The sequence below is a fragment of the Enterobacter sp. BWH52 genome (genome assembly GCF_001037565.1).
GTDB classification, from domain to species: Bacteria; Pseudomonadota; Gammaproteobacteria; order Enterobacterales; family Enterobacteriaceae; genus Enterobacter; species Enterobacter hormaechei_C.
Window position 1 is genome coordinate 4,161,801 of record NZ_KQ089854.1, and the last position, 20,549, is coordinate 4,182,349.

Below are 20,549 nucleotides of genomic sequence, written 5' to 3' on the forward strand. Positions count from 1 at the left end.
CCCGTCCGCCACTCGTCAGCAAAGCAGCAAGCTGCTTCCTGTTACCGTTCGACTTGCATGTGTTAGGCCTGCCGCCAGCGTTCAATCTGAGCCATGATCAAACTCTTCAATTTAAAAGTTTGATGCTCAATGAATTAAACTTCGTAATGAATTACGTGTTCACTCGTTGAGACTTGGTATTCATTTATCGTCCGAGGACGTTAAGAATCCATGTCACTTTGAGTGCCCACACAGATTGTCTGATAAATTGTTAAAGAGCAGTTGCGACGCGCTTCAGCGCTCTGTCGCGAGGTGGCGTATATTACGCTTTCCTCTTTCAGAGTCAACCCTGATTTTCAGGATTTTTTCTCTTCAACCGACCGGGTTGTTTGTGAAGTGATTCACATCCGCCGTGTCGATGGAGGCGCATTATAGGGATCCCAGTTTTTAGCACAAGTATTTTTTAGATCTTTTTTTCCAACTGATGATTTTCCGTGCTTTTCGCTGAAAACCCACCCGATCCGCTTAAAAATTGACGCATTTTGCCTTGCCTCGATCCAGGAATACGATCAAAGTCTTCTTTAATAGCGCTCATCTGTATCGAGGTAGATATGTTTGCAGTATTACGTCCTTATAAAGATCTGTTCCCCCAAAAAGGCGATCGCGTGATGATCGATGCCAGCAGCGTGGTCATTGGTGATGTTCGCATGGCCGATGATGTCAGCATCTGGCCACTCGTCGCGATCCGGGGCGATGTTAACTATGTTGCAATCGGTGCACGCACCAATATTCAGGACGGCAGCGTGCTGCATGTGACTCATAAGTCATCTTATAACCCTGAGGGCAATCCGCTCATCATTGGGGAAGATGTTACCGTCGGTCATAAAGTAATGCTCCACGGCTGCACAATCGGTAACAGGGTTCTCGTTGGGATGGGATCGATTTTGCTGGATGGCGTCATAGTAGAAGATGACGTAATGATTGGCGCAGGAAGCCTAGTTCCGCAAAACAAACGCCTGGAAAGTGGCTATCTCTATTTAGGCAGTCCGGTTAAACAGATCCGCCCCCTAAAGGAGGCGGAGATCGAAGGATTGAAATACTCAGCGAACAATTACGTTAAATGGAAGAATGACTATCTGGATCAGGATAACCAGACCCAGCCCTGATCGTCTTCCTGCTGTACGCGGATCAAATCGCTGGCTTCCTCTTCCAGATCCCAGCGATTTTCACAAAAGACCGCTAACGGATCTGAACCACCAAAGCGCTGAAGCAACGTCTCCCCTTTAATCGCACAGGTGAGCTGCATTCCATGCACCAGCACCGGGAAACACACCGCTTGCTTGTTTTCATCCCAGATTTCTCTGTCGGGAAAATGAATCGCCTGATTCATGCCATCAGTTCCTGTTTCAGCTTTTCGATCACCGGTTCTACAGCAGGTAACACGCCATGCCAGAGTAGCACCGCATGAGCCGCCTGCCCCACCAGCATGCCCAGACCATCAGCCACATGTTTTGCCCCCTGTTGTTCGCACCAGGTCAGAAATGGCGTTTTCCCTTTTTGATAAAACATGTCATAGGCGTAGATGTGGGAATGAACCAGGGAGGCAGGAATCGCCGGGATCTCTCCATTAATACCGCTTGAGGTGGCATTAATCACAAGATCAAATTCGTGACCCGCGAGATCCTCAAGTGCTACCGCAGCTACGCTGCCTGTGTGTGCGAACAACGCCGCCAGCTCTTCTGCTCTGGAGAAAGTACGGTTGGTGATTGTCACCGCACAATCCAGCGAAAGAAGAGGAAGCAATACGCCGCGCGACGCGCCACCCGCACCGATCAGCAGGATCCGAAAGCCTGGTTTAATAAACGACAGTCGCTCCAGATCGCTGAGTAAACCTATGCCATCGGTGTTATCGCCCAGAAGGCGACCATCTTCGAGCCGCTTAAGAGTATTGACGGCACCAGCGAGCGACGCACGCTCGGTCAGCTCATCCGCACGCCCGAAAGCCTCTTCTTTAAAAGGCACCGTAACGTTCGCACCTTTACCGCCCGCAACAAAAAAGCTATTTAGCGTCGGTAAAAATGCATCAACAGGCGCAAGAACCCGACCATATGGGTGATCTATCTGCAATTGCTCTGCAAACAGCTGATGGATCAGAGGCGACTTGCTGTGCGCGATCGGGTTACCAAAAACAGCATAGGTTTCCATCACATTATCCCTGGCGAAAACGTTCGCCGGTCAAGGCATCGCGAATTTCTGACGGGTTAAGACGGCCACCGGTTTCACCGACGGCTACCGGGAAATCACTCCCGAACTGCGCCAGAACTTCTTCGGTTGTCCGACAGGGGGGAAGCCCGGTCAGGTTGGCGCTGGTTGAAACCAGAGGTTTACCAAATGCCTGGCATAACTCCACCACCAGCGGATGGTCGGTAACGCGTACCGCAAGTGAATCGAAACGCCCGGTTAACCAGCGCGGCGTTGTCGGTTGTGCAGGAAAAACAAACGTCACGGGACCAGGCCACGCAGAGAAAATGGTTTCCCGCTGTGCAGGCGTCAGCATGGAATCATCAATATAAGGCTTAAGCTGCGCGTAGTTCGCAGCGATCAAAATCAATCCTTTTTCGACAGGCCGTTGTTTTAGCGCCAGCAGACGGTTAACGGCGACTTCGCTGTCAGGATCGCACCCGACCCCGAAAACGGCTTCTGTTGGATAGGCGATGACTTCTTCTTTTTTCAGGATTTCCACCGCCTGCGCGATGGAGCCTGATGGCAGGTTATTATTCACTGATTTGATCCGCCGAAACCGGCTTTCCACATTGTTTACTGGCGCAAAAGCGTTTCAAGCCTTGCGCGGTTTTCTTTTCTATAAGTAACGGATAATCGCAATGAGGGCAGACGCCCGCTACTGGTTTGAAATTGATAACGAACTGGCATTCAGGATAGCGATCGCACGAATGGAAGGTCTTGCCATAACGAGAGCGGCGCTGCACCAATTGACCACGCTGGCACTGAGGGCAGGCAATTGCCGTTTCATCTGGTTTATCAATTTGTTCCGTATGATCACATTCCGGGTAGCGGCTGCATCCGATAAACATCCCGAACCGCCCCTGCCGCAGCGCCAGTTCGCCGCCGCAGAGCGGACAAGGCTGTCCCTCCAGAATTTTGACGATATGTCCGTCCGCCTGGCTCTTCAGGGGACGGACATAATCACATTCCGGATAGTGTGAACAACCGAGAAACGGACCGTGTTTCCCGGACCGAATAACAAGTTCAGCCCCACACTGTGGGCAGGGCTCGTTTTTATGCACCGTGAAGAGTGCTGATTTGGCCATAACAACTCTTGTTGCTGCACATAGAATTAATGCAGCATACCTTCATTCACTTCAAAGAGTAATTCTTCCATTTGCTGATAGGCATTTTCACAGCCTGGAATGTTGAACAGCACCATCAGGATCACCCATTTCAGATCTTCCAGTTCAAATTCAGCAGTATCCAGCGCCATGACGCGCTCTATCACCATCTCTCTCGTTTCGAGGTTTAGCACCTGAATCTGCTCGAGGAATAAAATGAATCCCCGGCAGCTGGCATCCAGCCTTTCACACTCTTCAGCTGTATAGATGCGCACAGACAATGGGTCAGAAGCAAGCTGCATCGGTTCGGCGAGGCCGTCCTGATAATCAGCCAACTTATCCAGCCACATCAACGCATTATAAATATCTTCCCGCTCAAAACCTGCGTCGGTCAGATCCCGTGTTAATTTGTCCTGATCCACCTGCATTTCTGCTTCGTTGTGGATGTAAGTCTCAAACAAATACATCAGTACGTCGAACATGGCATGCCCTCCTTAATCGGACATAGCCGCCGGGTACAGCTGCGATCCACCCTGCTAACTCCAGTTCGAGTAGCTGTGCTACCGTTACTGGCACAGGTTGGCCGGCACGTTCAGCGACAACGTCAACAGGTGTTACCTCATCTCCTACGTTAGCCAGGAGCTTGGGAAATGGCAATGCTACGGCCTCCTGATCCGATGAAATATGTCGCTTTTGGAGATCATCCTGCAACCAATGCAATCCATACTGCAAATTTTCCAGGATATCCTCTTTACAGGTCACCAGCGTCGCTCCCTGTTTTATCAGCCAGTGAGGGCCTTCGCAGCCAGGGTTCCCCAACGGGCCGGGCAGCGCAAAAACTTCACGCCCCTGCTCCAGTGCGCACCTTGCGGTAACCAGCGATCCACTTCGAATCGCAGCTTCGACCACCAGCACGCCCTGGCTTAACCCGCTGATGATCCGGTTACGCCGTGGAAAGTTACCCGGTCTGGGCGATGTCGAAAGTGAAAACTCAGATACTATCGCCCCCTCAGAAGCGATAAGTTGCTCAGCCAGAATGTGATGACGACGCGGATAGAGACTAAAAAGACCATTGCCAAGCACGGCGACACTTCGCCCTTTTGCTGACAACGCCGCATGATGTGCCACACCGTCGATGCCGCAAGCCAGGCCACTGGTGATCGTAAAGCCACATTGGGACAGCTGTTCACTGAGCATTTTCCCCCAACGCTCGCCGTACCACGAGGGCGCACGGCTGCCCACAACCGCAAGCTGCATGCTATTAAGCACGTCGACGCGGCCTCGCACAAAGAGCGCCCCGGGAAAATCAGGTATAGAACGCAACAATGGCGGAAAACGAGGATCATCCGCCGTGAGAAGGTGGTTGTCGGTGTGTTCCAGCCATTCCAGACTACGTTCAAGCTCACTCTCGCTGAACGAAAAAAACTTTACGGCATGTTTGGGCGAAAGCCCTGCCGCGTTGACAGCTTCAGCATCAACGGTTGCCTGGCGAAGCAGCCTCTGCGCAATCTCCAGCATCGCGTCACCGTATAACGACCCGATGTTTATAAGCCGTAACCATATCTCTGTGGACGTCATCCTTTTCCCTGCCATAAGCAGCCTCAGCAATCTTTGCGATTGGTCACTGATGCTGTCAATCGACCGGGGATTTGTCTAGAATAGAAGTAATATTCTTATCAACTCCTGAACACGACTCTGGAAATTTATGGCAGTTTTGCAAGTGTTACATATTCCTGACGAGCGTCTTCGCATCGTCGCGGAACCGGTTAAAGAAGTGAATGCAGAAATTCAGCGTATCGTCGATGATATGTTCGATACCATGTACGCTGAAGAAGGCATTGGCCTGGCGGCGACCCAGGTAGACATTCACAAGCGTATTATCGTGATCGACGTTTCTGAAAATCGCGATGAGCGTCTGGTGCTGATCAACCCTGAACTGCTTGAAAAAAGCGGCGAAACAGGCATTGAGGAAGGCTGTCTGTCTATCCCTGAACAGCGCGCTTTGGTGCCACGTGCCGAAAAAGTTAAAATTCGCGCACTGGATCGTGACGGCAATCCGTTTGAGCTGGAAGCCGACGATCTGCTGGCGATTTGCATTCAGCATGAGATGGATCACCTGGTCGGTAAACTGTTTATCGATTACCTCTCACCTCTGAAGCAACAGCGTATTCGTCAGAAAGTTGAGAAACTGGATCGTTTGCGTTCTCGCGCTTAACGCCCCCCCGGATACAAGGAATAACGTGTCTACATCACTACGTATAATCTTCGCGGGTACCCCTGATTTTGCAGCGCGTCATCTCGACGCGCTGCTATCGTCTGGTCATCAGATTGTTGGCGTATTTACTCAGCCGGATCGACCGGCTGGCCGCGGTAAAAAACTGATGCCTGGCCCGGTTAAAGTACTGGCAGAAACGCATGGTTTACCGGTATTCCAGCCAGCGTCATTACGACCTGAGGAAAACCAGCAGTTAGTGGCAGACCTGAACGCTGACGTGATGGTAGTTGTGGCTTACGGCCTCATTCTGCCAAAAGCGGTACTCGATATGCCCCGCCTGGGCTGTGTTAACGTTCATGGTTCTTTGCTCCCACGCTGGCGCGGTGCAGCCCCTATTCAGCGCGCTCTGTGGGCAGGCGATGCTGAAACTGGCGTGACAATCATGAAGATGGACGTAGGTTTAGACACGGGCGACATGCTGTATAAACTGGCGTGTTCCATTACCGCAGAAGATACCAGCGCCACGCTGTATGACAAGCTGGCGGCTCTCGGTCCGCAGGGGCTGATTGAGACGTTGCAACAGCTTGCTGACAATACAGCGACACCTGAAGTGCAGGATGAGGCACAGGTGACCTATGCTGAAAAACTGAGTAAAGAAGAAGCCCGGATCGACTGGTCCCTGTCAGCAGCTCAACTCGAACGCTGCATCCGCGCCTTTAATCCGTGGCCGATGAGCTGGTTGATGATTGATGAGCAGCCAGTGAAAGTCTGGAAAGCTTCAGTTATTAACGGCAATACATCAGCAGAGCCCGGTACGATTATCGACGCCAGCAAAAACGGTATCCAGGTTGCGACCGGAGAAGGGATCCTGAATCTTGAATCGCTGCAACCGGCCGGTAAAAAGGCAATGAGCGCGCAGGATCTATTAAATTCCCGTCGTGAATGGTTCATCCCTGGCAATCGTCTTGCCTGAACAAATTTACTCTTAAGGCCCGGTGTTTCCGGGCATTTTTATTTTTACGGTTATGAAAAGACAAAATCTACGCACTATGGCGGCTCAGGCCGTTGAGCAGGTTATTGAGCAGGGCCAGTCACTGAGTAATGTCCTGCCTCCACTGCAACAAAAGGTTTCCGATAAAGATAAAGCGCTGCTTCAGGAGCTGTGCTTTGGCGTGCTGCGTACCCTCTCTCAGCTTGAATGGTTAATTAATAAGCTGATGTCACGCCCGATGAGCGGCAAGCAACGTACCGTGCATTATTTGATCATGGTCGGTTTCTACCAGCTTCTTCATACCCGCATTCCACCTCATGCTGCGCTGGCTGAGACAGTGGAAGGTGCCGTTGCGATTAAACGTCCCCAGCTGAAAGGATTGATTAACGGCGTGCTGCGTCAGTTCCAGCGTCAGCAGGACGAACTGCTGGCAGAATTTGCGCAAAGCGAAGCGCGCTTCCTGCATCCAGAATGGCTGCTGAATCGCCTTAAAAAAGCCTACCCACAGCAATGGCAAGACATTGTGGATGCCAATAACCAACGTCCGCCGATGTGGTTACGCGTCAATCGTAACCATCATACCCGCGACGCATGGCTGGCCCTGCTGGAAGAGACCGGAATGAGCGGCTTCACACACGCGGCTTATCCTGATGCGGTTCGTTTAGCCTCCCCTGCACCGGTACATGCATTACCCGGTTTTGAAGAGGGCTGGGTAACGGTACAGGACGCATCCGCTCAGGGGTGCATGGCCTGGCTTGAACCGAAAGACGGGGAGCAGATCCTTGATCTTTGTGCAGCGCCAGGGGGAAAAACAACGCACATTCTGGAAGTGGCGCCGCAGGCCTGCGTGATGGCCGTGGATGTTGATGAGCAGCGTCTTTCACGCGTCTATGACAACCTCAAGCGTCTGGGTATGAAAGCACAGGTTAAGCAAGGCGATGGACGTAAACCCGCAGACTGGTGTGGTGATACCCGGTTCGATCGTATTTTGCTGGACGCCCCCTGCTCTGCAACCGGCGTAATTCGTCGTCATCCCGATATCAAATGGCTGCGTCGCGATCGTGATATCAAGGAGCTTGCCCAGTTGCAATCCGAAATTCTGGATGCCATCTGGCCGCATCTCAAACCCGGCGGAACCCTGGTGTATGCAACCTGCTCTGTTCTTCCGGAAGAAAACAGTCAGCAAATTGCGGCTTTCCTGAAGCGCACCCCGGACGCGACGCTGCATGATACGGGAACACCTGAGCACCCGGGTCTGCAAAACCTGCCGGGCGCAGAAGAGGGTGATGGCTTCTTTTACGCTAAGCTAATCAAAGAGTGATGTTGAGAACAGGTCACGAAAGATGAAAATTATCATTCTGGGCGCAGGGCAAGTTGGCGGAACGCTGGCGGAAAATCTCGTGGGCGAAAACAACGATATCACCATTGTGGATACCAATGGCGATCGCCTGCGCGTTTTGCAGGACAAATTTGATCTTCGTGTTGTGCAGGGGCACGGCTCTCATCCTCGAGTGCTTCGTGAGGCGGGCGCGGACGATGCCGACATGCTGGTTGCAGTAACCAGTTCTGATGAAACCAACATGGTTGCATGCCAGGTGGCCTACTCGCTGTTCAACACACCGAACCGCATCGCCCGCATTCGCTCCCCGGACTATGTCCGGGATGCGGAAAAGCTGTTTAATTCCGAAGCAGTACCTATCGACCATCTTATTGCCCCTGAGCAGTTGGTTATCGACAGTATTTATCGTCTGATTGAGTACCCGGGCGCGTTGCAGGTTGTGAACTTTGCTGAAGGGAAAGTAAGCCTGGCGGTCGTGAAGGCTTATTACGGCGGCCCGCTGATTGGTAATGCCCTGTCGACAATGCGCGAGCATATGCCACATATCGATACGCGTGTTGCGGCGATTTTCCGTCACGACAGACCTATTCGTCCGCAAGGTTCCACCATTGTCGAAGCCGGGGATGAAGTCTTCTTTATTGCGGCTTCTCAGCATATCCGTGCGGTGATGAGTGAACTTCAGCGTCTCGAAAAACCGTATAAACGTATTATGCTGGTTGGCGGCGGTAATATTGGCGCAGGTCTGGCGAGACGGCTGGAAAAAGACTACAGCGTGAAGCTGATCGAACGAGATCAACAGCGCGCGTCGGAGCTGGCTGAAAAACTTCAGAATACTATCGTGTTTTATGGCGATGCTTCGGATCAGGAATTGCTGGCCGAAGAGCATATCGATCAGGTTGATCTTTTTATTGCCGTCACCAACGACGACGAAGCGAATATTATGTCCGCCATGCTCGCTAAACGTATGGGGGCGAAAAAAGTAATGGTGCTTATCCAGCGTAAGGCTTATGTCGACCTGGTACAGGGTAGCGTAATTGATATTGCTATTTCACCCCAGCAAGCCACCATCTCTGCCCTGCTAAGCCATGTGCGTAAAGCGGATATTGTCGGCGTGTCGTCTCTGCGTCGTGGTGTTGCTGAAGCCATTGAAGCCGTCGCTCACGGGGATGAAACGACGTCGCGCGTTGTTGGTCGCGCGATCGACGAAATTAAACTTCCACCAGGCACCATTATCGGCGCCGTAGTGCGAGGTAACGATGTCATGATCGCCAATGATAATTTACGTATCGAGCAGGGTGACCACGTTATTATGTTCCTGACCGATAAAAAATTTATTACCGACGTCGAGCGTTTATTCCAGCCAAGTCCATTCTTCCTGTAATGATTTGGGTGCTCAGACGAGAGCACCCACATATTAACCTTCTAATTTTCATGCCTTTTATTTTCATAACGATTATTTATCCCCAATGGCAATTAGCTAATCATTTGTTAAACTTATAGGCGTCAGCTGGCACAAGGAGAACATAATGAGTTTTATTAAAGAGTTTCGCGAATTTGCGATGCGCGGGAATGTAGTGGATTTGGCTGTGGGTGTCATTATTGGTGCGGCGTTCGGTAAGATCGTTTCATCATTAGTCGCCGACATTATTATGCCGCCGTTAGGACTGTTGATTGGAGGCATTGATTTCAAACAATTCGCCTTCACCCTTCGGGAAGCTCAGGGCGATATCCCTGCGGTTGTAATGCACTACGGCGTATTCATTCAGAACGTATTTGATTTCGTGATCGTGGCATTTGCCATTTTCATGGCGATCAAACTTATCAACAGACTTAACCGTAAAAAAGAAGAACCGGCTGCTGCCCCGCCAGCACCAACTAAAGAAGAAGTCTTACTGACTGAAATTCGCGATCTGTTAAAAGAGCAGAATAACCGCGTTTAATCAGGCGACAGAAACAGAAAGGCCAGTGGTAAAAAAGCGATTAGCTTGCTTGCCACTGGCCTCCCAGTTACCCCGTTGTGCATGTTTACCTTTACGTAAATAACTCCCTTTTCCTTTCTTGTTCTTCTCAACTCGCTGTCTGAAAAGTGGGTCGTGAAGCAATGCCTCAATGGCGTTATCCTTAATGTGTCCCTTAGTATGCTGATAGCGGCTCATCATTTCTCCTGAGCATAGTTAATGTCGGCGGGAGTCTAGTCCCTGGCTGATAAAAAATCAACAACCCTGAGTTTCACTACTGGCGCCCTGTTCAAGAGCTTCCAGTATTGAGCAATAAACACTGCTATGAGCGGTACCGCAGCACGCGTCATTTAACCTTTGCAGAGATCGCTGCATGGCTTGCAGCTCCTGAATACGTCCTTCAACTTCATCCAGCCGGGCCTGAACGATGCTTTTAGATTCCTGACACGTATGATGTTCAGGATCGATACGGATCGACAGCAGTTCACGGATCGACTCCAGCGTGAAGCCGAGTTGCCGTGCATAGCGGATAAAACGAAGGCGTTGCAGGTCGTTATCCGTATAAAGGCGAAATCCACCTTCCGTTCTGACCTCATGATCGATCATCTGCTGCTTTTCGTAGTAGCGGATAGTATCCGGCGTTACGTTAGCAAGCTTCGCAAGTTCACCTATGCGGTACATGGCTACTCCTTGTTTATTTTTTGTATTAACCTTTCACTGTACTCACCATGCAAAAAGTCAGTATTCATTCCCGTCTGGCGCAGTTTTAGCTCTATGAGCGCCAACCGACGACTGATTTCAGAGTACCGCGGGTCATTCTTATGAATGCCTTTAAGCAGATCGGCAAGCTCGACGGCTTCATTACGTTGCTGAAGCTCAGGCGGTAAACAACCTGCGTTTTTCAGTAAGCGATAACCGGCCCGTAATTCAGGGGGAATATGTGAATCATCGTCCAGAATCAGCGGCTCACCGCTGCCGGGAAGATTTTCGAACTCGCCTTTGTTTTGGGCATCGCAAATATGGCGTTCAGCCCACTGATCGAGCAACCACATAATGAACTCCAGGGGGTGAGCAGAAAAGATACAGACATTGTAGATAAGTGGAGATTCTGCGGATATAAAAAAACCCGCCGAGGCGGGTTTTTTTACGTTACTACAGATTACTCTGCAGCAGCTTCTGCTTTCTCTGAACGATCAACCAGCTCGATGTAAGCCATCGGCGCGTTGTCGCCTGCACGGAAGCCACACTTCAGAATGCGAGTGTAACCACCGGCACGGCTCGCGAAACGCGGGCCCAGTTCGTTAAACAGTTTTGCCACGATCTCGTTATCACGAGTACGGGCGAATGCCAGACGACGATTAGCAACGCTGTCAGTCTTGGCAAGAGTAATCAGCGGCTCAACTACGCGACGCAGCTCTTTCGCTTTAGGCAGGGTCGTCTTGATGATTTCATGACGAACCAGTGAACCTGCCATGTTGCGGAACATAGCCTGGCGATGGCTGCTGTTGCGGTTCAGTTGACGACCACTCTTACGATGGCGCATGACCTTATCCTTCTCAGTAAAACCTTAACCTGTGATCCGGTTACTCGTCAGCAATGCTTGCCGGTGGCCAGTTTTCCAGGCGCATGCCCAGAGACAGACCACGTGAAGCCAGCACGTCTTTAATCTCGGTAAGAGATTTTTTACCCAGGTTCGGCGTTTTCAGCAACTCAACCTCGGTACGCTGTACCAGATCACCGATATAGTGGATAGCTTCTGCCTTGAGGCAGTTAGCAGAGCGGACAGTCAATTCCAGATCGTCAACAGGGCGCAGCAGGATCGGATCGAATTCTGGTTTCTCTTCTTTCACTTCCGGCTGACGTACATCACGTAAGTCAACGAAAGCTTCCAGTTGTTCTGCCAGGATGGTTGCCGCACGACGAATCGCCTCTTCAGGATCGATTGTGCCATTGGTTTCCATTTCGATGACCAGCTTGTCCAGGTCGGTACGCTGTTCTACACGCGCTGCTTCAACATTGTAGGCAATACGCTCTACAGGGCTGTAGCATGCGTCGACCAGCAGACGGCCGATTGGGCGCTCATCTTCTTCCGAATGAATTCGGGCAGAAGCCGGCACATAACCACGACCGCGCTGAACTTTGATACGCATGCTAATAGCTGCGTTCTCATCGGTCAGGTGGCAGATCACGTGCTGCGGCTTGACGATTTCAACATCACCGTCGTGGGTGATGTCGGCTGCAGTCACAGGGCCAATGCCAGATTTATTCAGAGTAAGAATAACTTCATCTTTACCCTGAACTCTCACCGCCAGCCCTTTCAGGTTGAGCAGGATTTCAAGGATATCTTCCTGAACGCCTTCTTTGGTGCTGTACTCATGAAGTACACCATCAATCTCAACCTCGGTCACCGCGCAACCCGGCATCGATGAGAGCAGAATACGGCGCAGTGCGTTACCCAGAGTATGGCCAAAGCCACGCTCTAAAGGCTCAAGGGTCACCTTGGCGTGCGTCGAACTCACTTGCTCGATATCTACCAGGCGCGGTTTTAGAAACTCTGTCACAGAACCCTGCATTGTGTCCTCTCTTTGGTACTAAGCTTTACTTGGAGTAAAGCTCGACGATCAGGTGTTCGTTAATGTCCGCAGACAGATCAGAACGTTCCGGCTGACGCTTGAACGTACCTTCCATCTTGCCAGCATCAACTTCCAGCCAGGTTGGCTTTTCACGCTGCTCAGCCAGCTCCAGAGCGGCTTTCACGCGAGATTGCTTTTTCGCTTTCTCACGAATGCTAACAACGTCATTCGCTTTAACCTGATAAGAAGCGATGTTAACAACACGACCGTTTACCATGATTGCTTTATGGCTAACCAGCTGGCGTGATTCAGCACGAGTCGCGCCGAAGCCCATACGGTATACAACGTTGTCCAGACGACCTTCCAGCAGAGCCAGCAGGTTTTCACCTGTGTTGCCTTTCAGACGTGCTGCTTCTTTATAGTAGTTACGGAACTGACGCTCCAGCACACCGTAGATACGGCGAACTTTTTGCTTTTCACGCAACTGCACACCATAGTCAGACAGACGCGGTTTACGCGCACCGTGCTGGCCAGGAGCTTGTTCAATTTTACACTTGGTATCGATCGCGCGAACGCCAGACTTAAGGAATAAGTCGGTGCCCTCACGACGGCTCAGCTTGAGCTTAGGACCCAAATATCTTGCCATTTTCTATCTCCAACTAACCTAAAAAACGAGCGTTATACGCGACGTTTTTTCGGCGGACGACAACCGTTATGAGGGATCGGAGTCACATCAGTAATATTCGTGATGCGGAAACCAGCGGCGTTCAGAGCGCGAACAGTAGATTCACGACCCGGACCCGGACCTTTAACCATAACTTCCAGATTCTTGATGCCGTATTCTTTTACGGCTTCAGCGCAACGCTCTGCTGCAACCTGAGCTGCGAACGGAGTGGATTTGCGAGAACCACGGAAACCGGAACCACCGGCTGTTGCCCAACCCAATGCGTTACCCTGACGATCAGTAATAGTAACGATGGTGTTGTTGAAAGAAGCATGGATATGAGCCACGCCGTCAGAGACTTGTTTTCTTACACGTTTACGTGCACGAACTGGTGCCTTTGCCATTATTCAATCACCCCGATTATTTCTTGATCGGTTTGCGCGGACCCTTACGGGTACGTGCGTTGGTCTTAGTACGCTGACCGCGTACTGGCAGACCACGACGATGACGCAAACCGCGATAGCAACCAAGATCCATCAGGCGCTTGATGCTCATGCTGATTTCACGGCGCAGATCACCTTCAACGACAAATTTGGCAACTTCGTCACGCAGCGTGTCGATTTGTTCTTCAGACAGCTCACTGATCTTAACATCTTCAGCGATACCCGCTGCAGCCAGAATGGCTTTAGAACGGGTCTTGCCGACGCCGTAGATCGAAGTTAATGCGATCACAGCATGTTTCTGATCAGGAATGTTAATGCCTGCTATACGGGCCACTATGCACTCCTACTATTTAATATGTACGCACCATGCTGAAAAGCCCGTTTTCAGGATACTCAAATGGAAACGTACAGACATACAAAAGATTGGCTGGCTAATCTAGCCAGCTCAACCCAACTTTGCAAGAAAAATATGCGAAATAATCAGCCTTGGCGCTGTTTATGCTTCGGCTCGGCACTGCAAATCACACGGATGACACCATCACGCTTAACGATTTTGCAGTTACGGCATAATTTCTTGACGGAAGCACGAACTTTCATTTTTACTCTCCGTAACTTCTCAGGCGACCAGTTAGCGGCCGTAGCCTTTCAGGTTCGCCTTCTTCAATGCAGACTCATACTGACTGGACATCATCAGAGTTTGCACTTGAGCCATAAAGTCCATAATCACGACAACAACGATAAGCAGTGAGGTCCCACCGAAGTAGAACGGTACTTTCATTGCATCACGCATGAACTCCGGGATCAGGCAGATAAAAGTAATATAAAGCGCACCAACCAAAGTCAGGCGAGTCATTACTTTATCGATATACTTCGCCGTTTGCTCTCCCGGACGAATTCCTGGTACAAATGCACCGGACTTCTTCAGGTTATCTGCTGTTTCACGCGGGTTGAAGACCAACGCCGTGTAGAAGAAACAGAAGAAGATGATCGCAGACGCATAGAGTAACACATAAAGTGGTTGCCCAGGCTGCAAATACAGCGAAATTGTTGTCAGCCAGTTCCAACCAGTACCGCCCCCGAACCATGACGCGATGGTTGCCGGGAACAGAATAATACTGGAAGCGAAGATAGCCGGGATAACCCCCGCCATATTCACTTTCAGCGGTAAATGTGTGCTCTGTGCAGCATAGACACGACGACCCTGCTGACGTTTAGCGTAGTTCACCACAATGCGGCGTTGACCACGTTCAACGAAGACAACAAAGAACGTCACTGCAAATACTAATACTGCAACCAACAGCAACAGGAGGAAGTGCAGGTCGCCTTGACGCGCTTGCTCGATAGTATGGGCGATGGCCGGCGGGAGACCCGCAACGATACCGGCGAAGATAATGATTGAGATACCGTTACCGATACCTCGTTCAGTAATCTGTTCGCCGAGCCACATCAGGAACATGGTCCCTGTGACCAGACTTACAACAGCGGTGAAATAGAATGCAAAGCCTGGGTTTAATACCAGGCCCTGCATACCAGGCATATTCGGAAGACCGGTAGCAATACCGATCGACTGGAATATTGCCAGCACCAGAGTGCCGTAACGGGTGTACTGGCTAATCTTACGACGTCCAGACTCCCCTTCTTTCTTCAACTCTGCCAGGGCCGGATGAACGACCGTCAGCAGCTGGATAATAATTGATGCCGAAATGTACGGCATAATACCCAGTGCGAAAATAGAAGCACGGCTGAGAGCACCACCAGAGAACATGTTGAACATTTCAATGATGGTGCCTCGCTGTTGCTCAAGCAGTTTGGCAAGTACAGCGGCATCAATACCAGGGATCGGAATAAAAGAGCCAATACGGAACACAATCAGCGCGCCGATTACAAACAGCAGTCTGCGTTTCAGCTCGCCAAATCCACCTTTGGCACTTTGAAAATCTAATCCCGGTTGCTTAGCCATCTGCTACTTATTCCTCAATTTTACCGCCAGCAGCTTCGATAGCAGCACGAGCACCTTTAGTAACACGCAGGCCACGAACAGTTACCGGAGTAGAAACTTCACCAGCCAGGATCACTTTCGCGAACTCGATCTGGATACCGATAATGTTAGCCGCTTTCAGCGTGTTCAGGTCTACAACGCCGCCTTCAACTTTCGCCAGGTCAGACAGACGGATTTCCGCTGTGATCGCTGCTTTGCGAGAGGTGAAGCCGAACTTCGGCAGACGACGGTACAGTGGCATCTGGCCACCCTCGAAACCGCGACGTACGCCACCGCCAGAACGAGAGTTCTGACCTTTGTGACCACGACCACCGGTTTTGCCGAGGCCAGAACCGATACCACGACCCAGGCGTTTACCCGCCTTTTTAGAGCCTTCGGCCGGAGACAGAGTATTTAAACGCATCTCTTACTCCTCAACTTTAACCATGAAGTAAACCGCGTTGACCATACCACGAACAGCAGGAGTATCCTCGCGCTCAACGGTATGACCAATACGACGCAGACCCAGGCCAAGCAGCGTTGCCTTGTGTTTCGGCAGACGACCGATTGCACTGCGGGTTTGAGTGATTTTAATAGTCTTTGCCATGGTCAATTACCCCAGAATTTCTTCAACGGATTTACCACGCTTGGCAGCGACCATTTCTGGAGAATTCATATTTTCCAGGCCATCAATAGTTGCACGAACCACGTTGATCGGGTTGGTGGAACCATATGCTTTAGCCAGAACGTTATGAACTCCAGCAACTTCCAGAACGGCGCGCATTGCACCACCGGCGATGATACCGGTACCTTCGGAAGCTGGCTGCATGAATACACGAGAACCCGTGTGAACACCTTTAACTGGGTGTTGCAGGGTACCGTTGTTCAGCGCGACGTTAATCATATTGCGACGGGCTTTTTCCATCGCTTTCTGGATCGCTGCTGGAACTTCACGCGCTTTACCGTAACCAAAACCAACGCGACCGTTGCCATCACCCACTACAGTCAGAGCTGTGAAGGAGAAAATACGACCACCTTTAACGGTTTTAGATACGCGGTTTACCGCGATCAGCTTTTCCTGCAGTTCGCCAGCCTGTTTTTCGATGTGAGCCATCTTACACCTCTACCTTAGAACTGAAGGCCAGCTTCACGGGCAGCATCTGCCAGTGCCTGGACACGACCATGATATTGGAACCCGGAACGGTCAAAGGAAACATTGCTGATGCCTTTTTCCAGAGCGCGTTCAGCGACAGCTTTACCTACAGCTGCTGCGGCGTCTTTGTTACCGGTATACTTCAATTGTTCTGAGATAGCTTTTTCTACAGTAGAAGCAGCTACCAGAACTTCAGAACCGTTCGGTGCAATTACCTGTGCGTAAATATGACGCGGGGTACGATGTACCACCAGGCGAGTTGCACCCAGCTCTTTGAGCTTGCGGCGTGCGCGGGTCGCACGACGGATACGAGCAGATTTCTTATCCATAGTGTTACCTTACTTCTTCTTAGCCTCTTTGGTACGCACGACTTCGTCGGCGTAACGAACACCCTTGCCTTTATAAGGCTCAGGACGACGGTAGGCGCGCAGATCTGCTGCAACCTGACCGATCAGCTGTTTATCAGCGCCTTTCAGCACGATTTCAGTCTGAGTCGGGCATTCTGCAGTGATACCGGCCGGCAGCGGATGCTCAACAGGGTGTGAGAAGCCCAGAGACAGGCCTACTGCATTCCCTTTGATAGCTGCACGATAACCTACACCAACCAGCTGAAGCTTTTTAGTGAAGCCTTCGGTAACACCAACAACCATTGAGTTCAGCAGGGCACGCGCGGTACCAGCCTGAGCCCATCCATCCACGAAACCATCACGTGGACCGAAGGTCAGAGCGTTATCTGCATGTTTAACTTCAACAGCTTTGTTGAGGGTACGAGTCAGCTCGCCGTTTTTACCTTTGATCGTAATAACCTGACCGTCGATTTTTACATCAACGCCGGCAGGAATAACGACCGGTGCTTTAGCAACACGAGACATTCTTTCCTCCGATTAGGCTACGTAGCAGATAATTTCGCCACCAAGACCAGCCTGGCGCGCTGCACGATCAGTCATAACACCTTTAGAGGTAGAAACAACTGCGATACCAAGACCAGCCATTACTTTTGGCAGCTCATCTTTTTTCTTATAGATGCGCAGGCCTGGGCGGCTGACACGCTGAATGCTTTCTACAACAGCTTTACCCTGGAAATACTTGAGAGTAAGTTCCAGTTCCGGCTTGGTGTCGCCTTCAACTTTAAAATCTTCGATAAAACCTTCTTCCTTCAGCACGTTGGCAATTGCCACTTTCAGCTTGGCGGAAGGCATGGTGACCGCAACTTTGTTCGCGGCCTGACCGTTACGGATACGGGTCAGCATATCCGCGATCGGATCTTGCATGCTCATCTGTCTTTACTCCCGTGATTCAATTGGTAATTACCAGCTAGCCTTTTTCAAGCCTGGTACTTCACCGCGCATGGCGGCTTCACGCAGTTTGATACGGCTCAACCCAAACTTGCCCACATAACCATGTGGACGACCTGTTTGACGACAGCGGTTACGCTGACGAGACGGGCTGGAATCACGCGGCAGAGACTGCAGCTTGAGAACCGCATTCCAACGATCTTCGTCGGAAGCGTTCACATCAGAAATGATCGCTTTCAGTTCAGCGCGTTTAGCGAAGAATTTATCAGCTAAAGCTACGCGCTTTACTTCGCGTGCTTTCATTGATTGCTTAGCCATTCAGTAACCCTACCTTACTTGCGGAACGGGAAGTCAAAGGCAGCCAGCAGAGCACGGCCTTCTTCATCAGATTTCGCAGTAGTGGTAATGGTAATATCCAAACCACGCACGCGGTCGACTTTATCGTAGTCGATTTCTGGGAAGATGATCTGCTCACGGACACCCATGCTGTAGTTACCACGACCGTCGAAAGACTTAGCGGACAAGCCACGGAAGTCACGGATACGTGGAACAGCAATAGTGATCAGGCGCTCAAGGAACTCCCACATGCGTTCGCCACGCAGAGTTACTTTACAGCCGATCGGATAGCCCTGACGGATTTTGAAGCCTGCAACAGATTTGCGTGCTTTGGTGATCAGCGGTTTTTGACCGGAGATTGCTGTCAGGTCAGCTGCTGCGTTATCCAGCAGTTTCTTGTCAGCGATCGCTTCACCAACACCCATGTTCAGGGTGATCTTCTCGACCCGAGGGACTTGCATGACAGAATTGTAGTTAAACTCAGTCATGAGTTTGTTAACTACTTCGTCTTTGTAGTAATCATGCAGTTTCGCCATCGTACTACTCCAAATTACTTGATAGTTTCGCTGTTAGACTTGAAGAAACGGACTTTTTTACCGTCTTCGAATCTAAAGCCTACACGGTCAGCCTTACCGGTAGCCGCATTGAAGATTGCAACGTTAGAAACCTGAATAGCAGCTTCTTTTTCAACGATGCCGCCTGGTTGGTTCAGGGCCGGAACCGGCTTCTGATGTTTCTTAACCAGGTTGATACCTTCAACGACGAGTTTGCCGGAAGACAGAACATTTTTTACTTTACCGCGTTTACCTTTATCTTTACCGGTTAACACGATAACTTCGTCATCACGACGGATTTTCGCTGCCATGATTCGCTCCTTAGAGTACTTCTGGTGCCAGAGAGATAATTTTCATGAACTTCTCAGTACGAAGTTCACGAGTTACCGGCCCAAAGATACGCGTGCCGATAGGCTGCTCGCTGTTATTGTTTAAAATAACGCATGCATTACCATCGAAGCGAATGACAGAACCGTCAGGGCGACGAACACCCTTCTTGGTGCGCACCACTACCGCCTTCAGCACATCACCTTTTTTGACCTTACCACGTGGAATTGCTTCCTTGATGGTGATCTTGATGATGTCGCCTACGCCTGCGTAGCGACGGTGCGAGCCACCCAGAACCTTGATACACATTACGCGACGTGCACCGGAGTTGTCGGCGACGTTCAGCATAGTCTGTTCTTGGATCATTTTAGTGCTCCGCTAATGTCAACTACTACCTGAGACTCTAAAATCAGAGCCGTTAAAAAGCCCCATATCGAGGGCGCGGCATTATAACACCGCTTCTGCAATATGGGTAGAAAAAATAAACGGCTCATCGCTGAGCCGTTTATTCGTATTGAGAATGCGTACTCTATTACAGAACCGCTTTCTCTACAACGCGAACCAGCGTCCAGGACTTAGTCTTGGACAGTGGACGGCATTCACGGATTTCAACCTTGTCGCCGATACCACATTCGTTGTTCTCGTCATGTACGTGCAGTTTGGTCGTACGCTTGATGAATTTACCGTAGATCGGGTGTTTCACAAAACGTTCGATAGCTACAACAATGGATTTCTCCATTTTATCGCTAACAACACGACCTTGCAGAGTACGGATTTTATCGGTCATTACGCACCCGCCTTCTGAGTCAGTAAAGTCTTAACGCGCGCAACATTGCGACGCACTTGCTTCAGCAGGTGAGTCTGTTGCAGCTGGCCACTTGCAGCCTGCATACGCAGGTTGAACTGCTCACGCAGCAGGTTCAGCAGCTCAGCGTTCAGCTCTTCAACGCTTTTTTCACGCAGCTCTTTTGCTTTCATTACATCACCGTCTTAGTTACAAAGGTGGTTTTGATAGGCAGTTTCGCTGCTGCCAGGCCGAAGGCTTCACGGGCCAGCTCTTCCGGAACACCGTCCATTTCATAAAGGACTTTGCCCGGTTGGATCAAGGCAACCCAGTACTCCACGTTACCTTTACCTTTACCCATACGAACTTCCAGTGGCTTCTCGGTGATCGGTTTGTCCGGGAATACACGGATCCAGATCTTACCTTGACGCTTAACTGCACGGGTCATTGCACGACGTGCTGCTTCGATCTGACGTGCAGTCAGACGACCACGGCCAACAGCTTTCAGACCGAAAGTGCCGAAGCTAACATCCGTACCCTGCGCCAGACCACGGTTGCGGCCTTTGTGCACTTTACGGAATTTTGTACGCTTTGGTTGTAACATCAGCGACGC

The 20,549-nt window shown here is 50.7% G+C and carries 35 protein-coding genes; 6 read left to right on the forward strand and 29 right to left on the reverse strand.

Annotation, left to right across the window (positions count from 1 at the left end; all coding sequences use genetic code 11):
- Positions 1-590 precede the first annotated feature (590 nt).
- Positions 591-1,145 carry a gamma carbonic anhydrase family protein gene (locus SK47_RS19605; RefSeq protein WP_003863357.1) on the forward strand — a complete coding sequence of 185 codons (555 nt, stop codon included), beginning with the start codon at positions 591-593 and terminating at the stop codon, positions 1,143-1,145.
- Here the strand turns inward: SK47_RS19605 and SK47_RS19610 are convergent.
- Genes SK47_RS19610 through dprA form a run of 6 tightly spaced genes read right to left on the reverse strand, consistent with a single transcriptional unit; the run spans position 1,121 to position 4,904 of the window.
- Positions 1,121-1,369 (reverse strand): DUF1488 family protein, encoded by a 249-nt coding sequence (locus SK47_RS19610; protein WP_003863356.1) that lies wholly within the window; start codon positions 1,367-1,369, stop codon positions 1,121-1,123. The two genes, SK47_RS19605 and SK47_RS19610, sit on opposite strands and share 25 nt — an antisense overlap.
- Positions 1,366-2,184 carry a shikimate dehydrogenase gene (aroE, locus tag SK47_RS19615; RefSeq protein WP_023314927.1) on the reverse strand — a complete coding sequence of 273 codons (819 nt, stop codon included), beginning with the start codon at positions 2,182-2,184 and terminating at the stop codon, positions 1,366-1,368. Before aroE ends, SK47_RS19610 begins: the two co-directional genes overlap by 4 nt.
- Before the next feature lie 4 nt (positions 2,185-2,188).
- Positions 2,189-2,761 carry an L-threonylcarbamoyladenylate synthase type 1 TsaC gene (gene tsaC, locus SK47_RS19620; protein WP_003863353.1) on the reverse strand — a complete coding sequence of 191 codons (573 nt, stop codon included), beginning with the start codon at positions 2,759-2,761 and terminating at the stop codon, positions 2,189-2,191.
- Entirely contained in the window at positions 2,754-3,308 is a 555-nt protein-coding gene (locus tag SK47_RS19625; protein WP_048244962.1) for a DNA topoisomerase family protein, read from the reverse strand. Before SK47_RS19625 ends, tsaC begins: the two co-directional genes overlap by 8 nt.
- Before the next feature lie 26 nt (positions 3,309-3,334).
- The gene (smg, locus tag SK47_RS19630; RefSeq protein WP_000460665.1) at positions 3,335-3,808 is read right to left on the reverse strand and encodes a DUF494 family protein Smg; all 474 of its coding nucleotides are present in this window, start codon (positions 3,806-3,808) and stop codon (positions 3,335-3,337) included.
- Complete coding sequence (dprA, locus tag SK47_RS19635) at positions 3,780-4,904, reverse strand: DNA-protecting protein DprA (RefSeq protein WP_003863350.1); 1,125 nt, start codon at positions 4,902-4,904, stop codon at positions 3,780-3,782. Before dprA ends, smg begins: the two co-directional genes overlap by 29 nt.
- Before the next feature lie 127 nt (positions 4,905-5,031).
- Between dprA and def the strand changes: the two genes are divergently transcribed.
- The 5 genes from def (at position 5,032) to mscL (ending at position 9,811) form a co-directional block, all read left to right on the forward strand.
- On the forward strand, positions 5,032-5,541 hold the full coding sequence (def, locus tag SK47_RS19640; RefSeq protein ID WP_006812188.1) for a peptide deformylase: 510 nt from the start codon (positions 5,032-5,034) through the stop codon (positions 5,539-5,541).
- Between the two features lie 25 nt (positions 5,542-5,566).
- Positions 5,567-6,514 (forward strand): methionyl-tRNA formyltransferase, encoded by a 948-nt coding sequence (gene fmt / locus SK47_RS19645; RefSeq protein ID WP_023314929.1) that lies wholly within the window; start codon positions 5,567-5,569, stop codon positions 6,512-6,514.
- Between the two features lie 52 nt (positions 6,515-6,566).
- Positions 6,567-7,853 (forward strand): 16S rRNA (cytosine(967)-C(5))-methyltransferase RsmB, encoded by a 1,287-nt coding sequence (gene rsmB, locus SK47_RS19650; RefSeq protein WP_032610139.1) that lies wholly within the window; start codon positions 6,567-6,569, stop codon positions 7,851-7,853.
- A gap of 22 nt (positions 7,854-7,875) precedes the next feature.
- Positions 7,876-9,252 (forward strand): Trk system potassium transporter TrkA, encoded by a 1,377-nt coding sequence (gene trkA / locus SK47_RS19655; protein ID WP_003863337.1) that lies wholly within the window; start codon positions 7,876-7,878, stop codon positions 9,250-9,252.
- A 145-nt stretch (positions 9,253-9,397) separates the two neighbouring features.
- Entirely contained in the window at positions 9,398-9,811 is a 414-nt protein-coding gene (gene mscL / locus SK47_RS19660) for a large-conductance mechanosensitive channel protein MscL (RefSeq protein WP_003863335.1), read from the forward strand.
- Here the strand turns inward: mscL and SK47_RS19665 are convergent, their stop codons facing one another.
- From SK47_RS19665 to rplP, 23 genes are all read right to left on the reverse strand, one after another.
- Positions 9,812-10,027 carry an alternative ribosome-rescue factor A gene (locus SK47_RS19665; protein WP_003863329.1) on the reverse strand — a complete coding sequence of 72 codons (216 nt, stop codon included), beginning with the start codon at positions 10,025-10,027 and terminating at the stop codon, positions 9,812-9,814.
- A 57-nt stretch (positions 10,028-10,084) separates the two neighbouring features.
- Positions 10,085-10,510 (reverse strand): Zn(2+)-responsive transcriptional regulator, encoded by a 426-nt coding sequence (gene zntR, locus SK47_RS19670; protein WP_003863328.1) that lies wholly within the window; start codon positions 10,508-10,510, stop codon positions 10,085-10,087.
- A gap of 2 nt (positions 10,511-10,512) precedes the next feature.
- Positions 10,513-10,881, reverse strand: coding sequence for a DnaJ family domain-containing protein (locus tag SK47_RS19675; protein WP_023314932.1), 369 nt, complete (start codon positions 10,879-10,881; stop codon positions 10,513-10,515).
- A gap of 107 nt (positions 10,882-10,988) precedes the next feature.
- Positions 10,989-11,372, reverse strand: a complete 384-nt coding sequence (gene rplQ, locus SK47_RS19680; protein WP_001216368.1) for a 50S ribosomal protein L17 — start codon at positions 11,370-11,372, stop codon at positions 10,989-10,991.
- Positions 11,373-11,412: 40 nt separating this feature from the next.
- Complete coding sequence (gene rpoA / locus SK47_RS19685) at positions 11,413-12,402, reverse strand: DNA-directed RNA polymerase subunit alpha (RefSeq protein WP_002919219.1); 990 nt, start codon at positions 12,400-12,402, stop codon at positions 11,413-11,415.
- A gap of 25 nt (positions 12,403-12,427) precedes the next feature.
- Positions 12,428-13,048 carry a 30S ribosomal protein S4 gene (gene rpsD / locus SK47_RS19690; protein ID WP_003863314.1) on the reverse strand — a complete coding sequence of 207 codons (621 nt, stop codon included), beginning with the start codon at positions 13,046-13,048 and terminating at the stop codon, positions 12,428-12,430.
- A 32-nt stretch (positions 13,049-13,080) separates the two neighbouring features.
- A complete protein-coding gene (rpsK, locus tag SK47_RS19695) occupies positions 13,081-13,470 on the reverse strand; it encodes a 30S ribosomal protein S11 (protein WP_003863312.1) in 390 nt (129 codons plus the stop codon).
- A gap of 16 nt (positions 13,471-13,486) precedes the next feature.
- Positions 13,487-13,843, reverse strand: a complete 357-nt coding sequence (gene rpsM, locus SK47_RS19700) for a 30S ribosomal protein S13 (RefSeq protein ID WP_003863308.1) — start codon at positions 13,841-13,843, stop codon at positions 13,487-13,489.
- Between the two features lie 146 nt (positions 13,844-13,989).
- Entirely contained in the window at positions 13,990-14,106 is a 117-nt protein-coding gene (gene rpmJ, locus SK47_RS19705; RefSeq protein WP_000868187.1) for a 50S ribosomal protein L36, read from the reverse strand.
- Positions 14,107-14,137: 31 nt separating this feature from the next.
- Positions 14,138-15,469, reverse strand: a complete 1,332-nt coding sequence (gene secY / locus SK47_RS19710; RefSeq protein ID WP_003863305.1) for a preprotein translocase subunit SecY — start codon at positions 15,467-15,469, stop codon at positions 14,138-14,140.
- 7 nt (positions 15,470-15,476) lie between these two features.
- Positions 15,477-15,911 carry a 50S ribosomal protein L15 gene (gene rplO, locus SK47_RS19715; RefSeq protein ID WP_003863304.1) on the reverse strand — a complete coding sequence of 145 codons (435 nt, stop codon included), beginning with the start codon at positions 15,909-15,911 and terminating at the stop codon, positions 15,477-15,479.
- Positions 15,912-15,914: 3 nt separating this feature from the next.
- Positions 15,915-16,094, reverse strand: coding sequence for a 50S ribosomal protein L30 (rpmD, locus tag SK47_RS19720; RefSeq protein WP_003863301.1), 180 nt, complete (start codon positions 16,092-16,094; stop codon positions 15,915-15,917).
- A 6-nt stretch (positions 16,095-16,100) separates the two neighbouring features.
- Positions 16,101-16,601 carry a 30S ribosomal protein S5 gene (gene rpsE / locus SK47_RS19725; RefSeq protein WP_003863299.1) on the reverse strand — a complete coding sequence of 167 codons (501 nt, stop codon included), beginning with the start codon at positions 16,599-16,601 and terminating at the stop codon, positions 16,101-16,103.
- Positions 16,602-16,615: 14 nt separating this feature from the next.
- Positions 16,616-16,969, reverse strand: coding sequence for a 50S ribosomal protein L18 (rplR, locus tag SK47_RS19730; RefSeq protein ID WP_003863297.1), 354 nt, complete (start codon positions 16,967-16,969; stop codon positions 16,616-16,618).
- 9 nt (positions 16,970-16,978) lie between these two features.
- Positions 16,979-17,512, reverse strand: coding sequence for a 50S ribosomal protein L6 (rplF, locus tag SK47_RS19735; protein WP_003863296.1), 534 nt, complete (start codon positions 17,510-17,512; stop codon positions 16,979-16,981).
- Between the two features lie 12 nt (positions 17,513-17,524).
- A complete protein-coding gene (gene rpsH / locus SK47_RS19740) occupies positions 17,525-17,917 on the reverse strand; it encodes a 30S ribosomal protein S8 (protein ID WP_006178918.1) in 393 nt (130 codons plus the stop codon).
- A gap of 30 nt (positions 17,918-17,947) precedes the next feature.
- On the reverse strand, positions 17,948-18,253 hold the full coding sequence (gene rpsN / locus SK47_RS19745) for a 30S ribosomal protein S14 (protein ID WP_003863291.1): 306 nt from the start codon (positions 18,251-18,253) through the stop codon (positions 17,948-17,950).
- 14 nt (positions 18,254-18,267) lie between these two features.
- Positions 18,268-18,807 carry a 50S ribosomal protein L5 gene (gene rplE / locus SK47_RS19750; RefSeq protein ID WP_003863290.1) on the reverse strand — a complete coding sequence of 180 codons (540 nt, stop codon included), beginning with the start codon at positions 18,805-18,807 and terminating at the stop codon, positions 18,268-18,270.
- A 14-nt stretch (positions 18,808-18,821) separates the two neighbouring features.
- A complete protein-coding gene (rplX, locus tag SK47_RS19755; protein ID WP_003863287.1) occupies positions 18,822-19,136 on the reverse strand; it encodes a 50S ribosomal protein L24 in 315 nt (104 codons plus the stop codon).
- Positions 19,137-19,146: 10 nt separating this feature from the next.
- The gene (gene rplN, locus SK47_RS19760) at positions 19,147-19,518 is read right to left on the reverse strand and encodes a 50S ribosomal protein L14 (protein WP_002919748.1); all 372 of its coding nucleotides are present in this window, start codon (positions 19,516-19,518) and stop codon (positions 19,147-19,149) included.
- Positions 19,519-19,684: 166 nt separating this feature from the next.
- A complete protein-coding gene (gene rpsQ, locus SK47_RS19765; RefSeq protein WP_002438707.1) occupies positions 19,685-19,939 on the reverse strand; it encodes a 30S ribosomal protein S17 in 255 nt (84 codons plus the stop codon).
- Complete coding sequence (rpmC, locus tag SK47_RS19770) at positions 19,939-20,130, reverse strand: 50S ribosomal protein L29 (RefSeq protein ID WP_003863282.1); 192 nt, start codon at positions 20,128-20,130, stop codon at positions 19,939-19,941. Before rpmC ends, rpsQ begins: the two co-directional genes overlap by 1 nt.
- Positions 20,130-20,540: a 50S ribosomal protein L16 gene (rplP, locus tag SK47_RS19775; RefSeq protein WP_002919759.1), complete on the reverse strand. Its 411-nt coding sequence runs from the start codon at positions 20,538-20,540 to the stop codon at positions 20,130-20,132. The genes rpmC and rplP overlap by 1 nt, the downstream gene beginning before the upstream one ends.
- Positions 20,541-20,549: the final 9 nt, after the last annotated feature.

What these genes read in the sequence shown, in the direction of transcription:
- rpsD (WP_003863314.1), bottom strand. Translation starts at nt 13,048, where the DNA reads ATGGCAAGATATTTGGGTCCTAAGCTCAAGCTGAGCCGTCGTGAGGGC.
- rpsK (WP_003863312.1), bottom strand. Translation starts at nt 13,470, where the DNA reads ATGGCAAAGGCACCAGTTCGTGCACGTAAACGTGTAAGAAAACAAGTC.
- rpsH (WP_006178918.1), bottom strand. Translation starts at nt 17,917, where the DNA reads ATGAGCATGCAAGATCCGATCGCGGATATGCTGACCCGTATCCGTAAC.
- mscL (WP_003863335.1), top strand. Translation starts at nt 9,398, where the DNA reads ATGAGTTTTATTAAAGAGTTTCGCGAATTTGCGATGCGCGGGAATGTA.
- rplP (WP_002919759.1), bottom strand. Translation starts at nt 20,540, where the DNA reads ATGTTACAACCAAAGCGTACAAAATTCCGTAAAGTGCACAAAGGCCGC.
- rplQ (WP_001216368.1), bottom strand. Translation starts at nt 11,372, where the DNA reads ATGCGCCATCGTAAGAGTGGTCGTCAACTGAACCGCAACAGCAGCCAT.
- smg (WP_000460665.1), bottom strand. Translation starts at nt 3,808, where the DNA reads ATGTTCGACGTACTGATGTATTTGTTTGAGACTTACATCCACAACGAA.
- rplR (WP_003863297.1), bottom strand. Translation starts at nt 16,969, where the DNA reads ATGGATAAGAAATCTGCTCGTATCCGTCGTGCGACCCGCGCACGCCGC.
- rpsE (WP_003863299.1), bottom strand. Translation starts at nt 16,601, where the DNA reads ATGGCTCACATCGAAAAACAGGCTGGCGAACTGCAGGAAAAGCTGATC.
- rplX (WP_003863287.1), bottom strand. Translation starts at nt 19,136, where the DNA reads ATGGCAGCGAAAATCCGTCGTGATGACGAAGTTATCGTGTTAACCGGT.
- SK47_RS19610 (WP_003863356.1), bottom strand. Translation starts at nt 1,369, where the DNA reads ATGAATCAGGCGATTCATTTTCCCGACAGAGAAATCTGGGATGAAAAC.
- rplE (WP_003863290.1), bottom strand. Translation starts at nt 18,807, where the DNA reads ATGGCGAAACTGCATGATTACTACAAAGACGAAGTAGTTAACAAACTC.
- rpmD (WP_003863301.1), bottom strand. Translation starts at nt 16,094, where the DNA reads ATGGCAAAGACTATTAAAATCACTCAAACCCGCAGTGCAATCGGTCGT.
- rpsN (WP_003863291.1), bottom strand. Translation starts at nt 18,253, where the DNA reads ATGGCTAAGCAATCAATGAAAGCACGCGAAGTAAAGCGCGTAGCTTTA.
- rsmB (WP_032610139.1), top strand. Translation starts at nt 6,567, where the DNA reads ATGAAAAGACAAAATCTACGCACTATGGCGGCTCAGGCCGTTGAGCAG.
- rpmJ (WP_000868187.1), bottom strand. Translation starts at nt 14,106, where the DNA reads ATGAAAGTTCGTGCTTCCGTCAAGAAATTATGCCGTAACTGCAAAATC.
- rplO (WP_003863304.1), bottom strand. Translation starts at nt 15,911, where the DNA reads ATGCGTTTAAATACTCTGTCTCCGGCCGAAGGCTCTAAAAAGGCGGGT.
- SK47_RS19625 (WP_048244962.1), bottom strand. Translation starts at nt 3,308, where the DNA reads ATGGCCAAATCAGCACTCTTCACGGTGCATAAAAACGAGCCCTGCCCA.
- SK47_RS19605 (WP_003863357.1), top strand. Translation starts at nt 591, where the DNA reads ATGTTTGCAGTATTACGTCCTTATAAAGATCTGTTCCCCCAAAAAGGC.
- SK47_RS19665 (WP_003863329.1), bottom strand. Translation starts at nt 10,027, where the DNA reads ATGAGCCGCTATCAGCATACTAAGGGACACATTAAGGATAACGCCATT.
- rplN (WP_002919748.1), bottom strand. Translation starts at nt 19,518, where the DNA reads ATGATCCAAGAACAGACTATGCTGAACGTCGCCGACAACTCCGGTGCA.
- rpsQ (WP_002438707.1), bottom strand. Translation starts at nt 19,939, where the DNA reads ATGACCGATAAAATCCGTACTCTGCAAGGTCGTGTTGTTAGCGATAAA.
- trkA (WP_003863337.1), top strand. Translation starts at nt 7,876, where the DNA reads ATGAAAATTATCATTCTGGGCGCAGGGCAAGTTGGCGGAACGCTGGCG.
- zntR (WP_003863328.1), bottom strand. Translation starts at nt 10,510, where the DNA reads ATGTACCGCATAGGTGAACTTGCGAAGCTTGCTAACGTAACGCCGGAT.
- rpmC (WP_003863282.1), bottom strand. Translation starts at nt 20,130, where the DNA reads ATGAAAGCAAAAGAGCTGCGTGAAAAAAGCGTTGAAGAGCTGAACGCT.
- rplF (WP_003863296.1), bottom strand. Translation starts at nt 17,512, where the DNA reads ATGTCTCGTGTTGCTAAAGCACCGGTCGTTATTCCTGCCGGCGTTGAT.
- secY (WP_003863305.1), bottom strand. Translation starts at nt 15,469, where the DNA reads ATGGCTAAGCAACCGGGATTAGATTTTCAAAGTGCCAAAGGTGGATTT.
- dprA (WP_003863350.1), bottom strand. Translation starts at nt 4,904, where the DNA reads ATGACGTCCACAGAGATATGGTTACGGCTTATAAACATCGGGTCGTTA.
- def (WP_006812188.1), top strand. Translation starts at nt 5,032, where the DNA reads ATGGCAGTTTTGCAAGTGTTACATATTCCTGACGAGCGTCTTCGCATC.
- SK47_RS19675 (WP_023314932.1), bottom strand. Translation starts at nt 10,881, where the DNA reads ATGTGGTTGCTCGATCAGTGGGCTGAACGCCATATTTGCGATGCCCAA.
- aroE (WP_023314927.1), bottom strand. Translation starts at nt 2,184, where the DNA reads ATGGAAACCTATGCTGTTTTTGGTAACCCGATCGCGCACAGCAAGTCG.
- rpoA (WP_002919219.1), bottom strand. Translation starts at nt 12,402, where the DNA reads ATGCAGGGTTCTGTGACAGAGTTTCTAAAACCGCGCCTGGTAGATATC.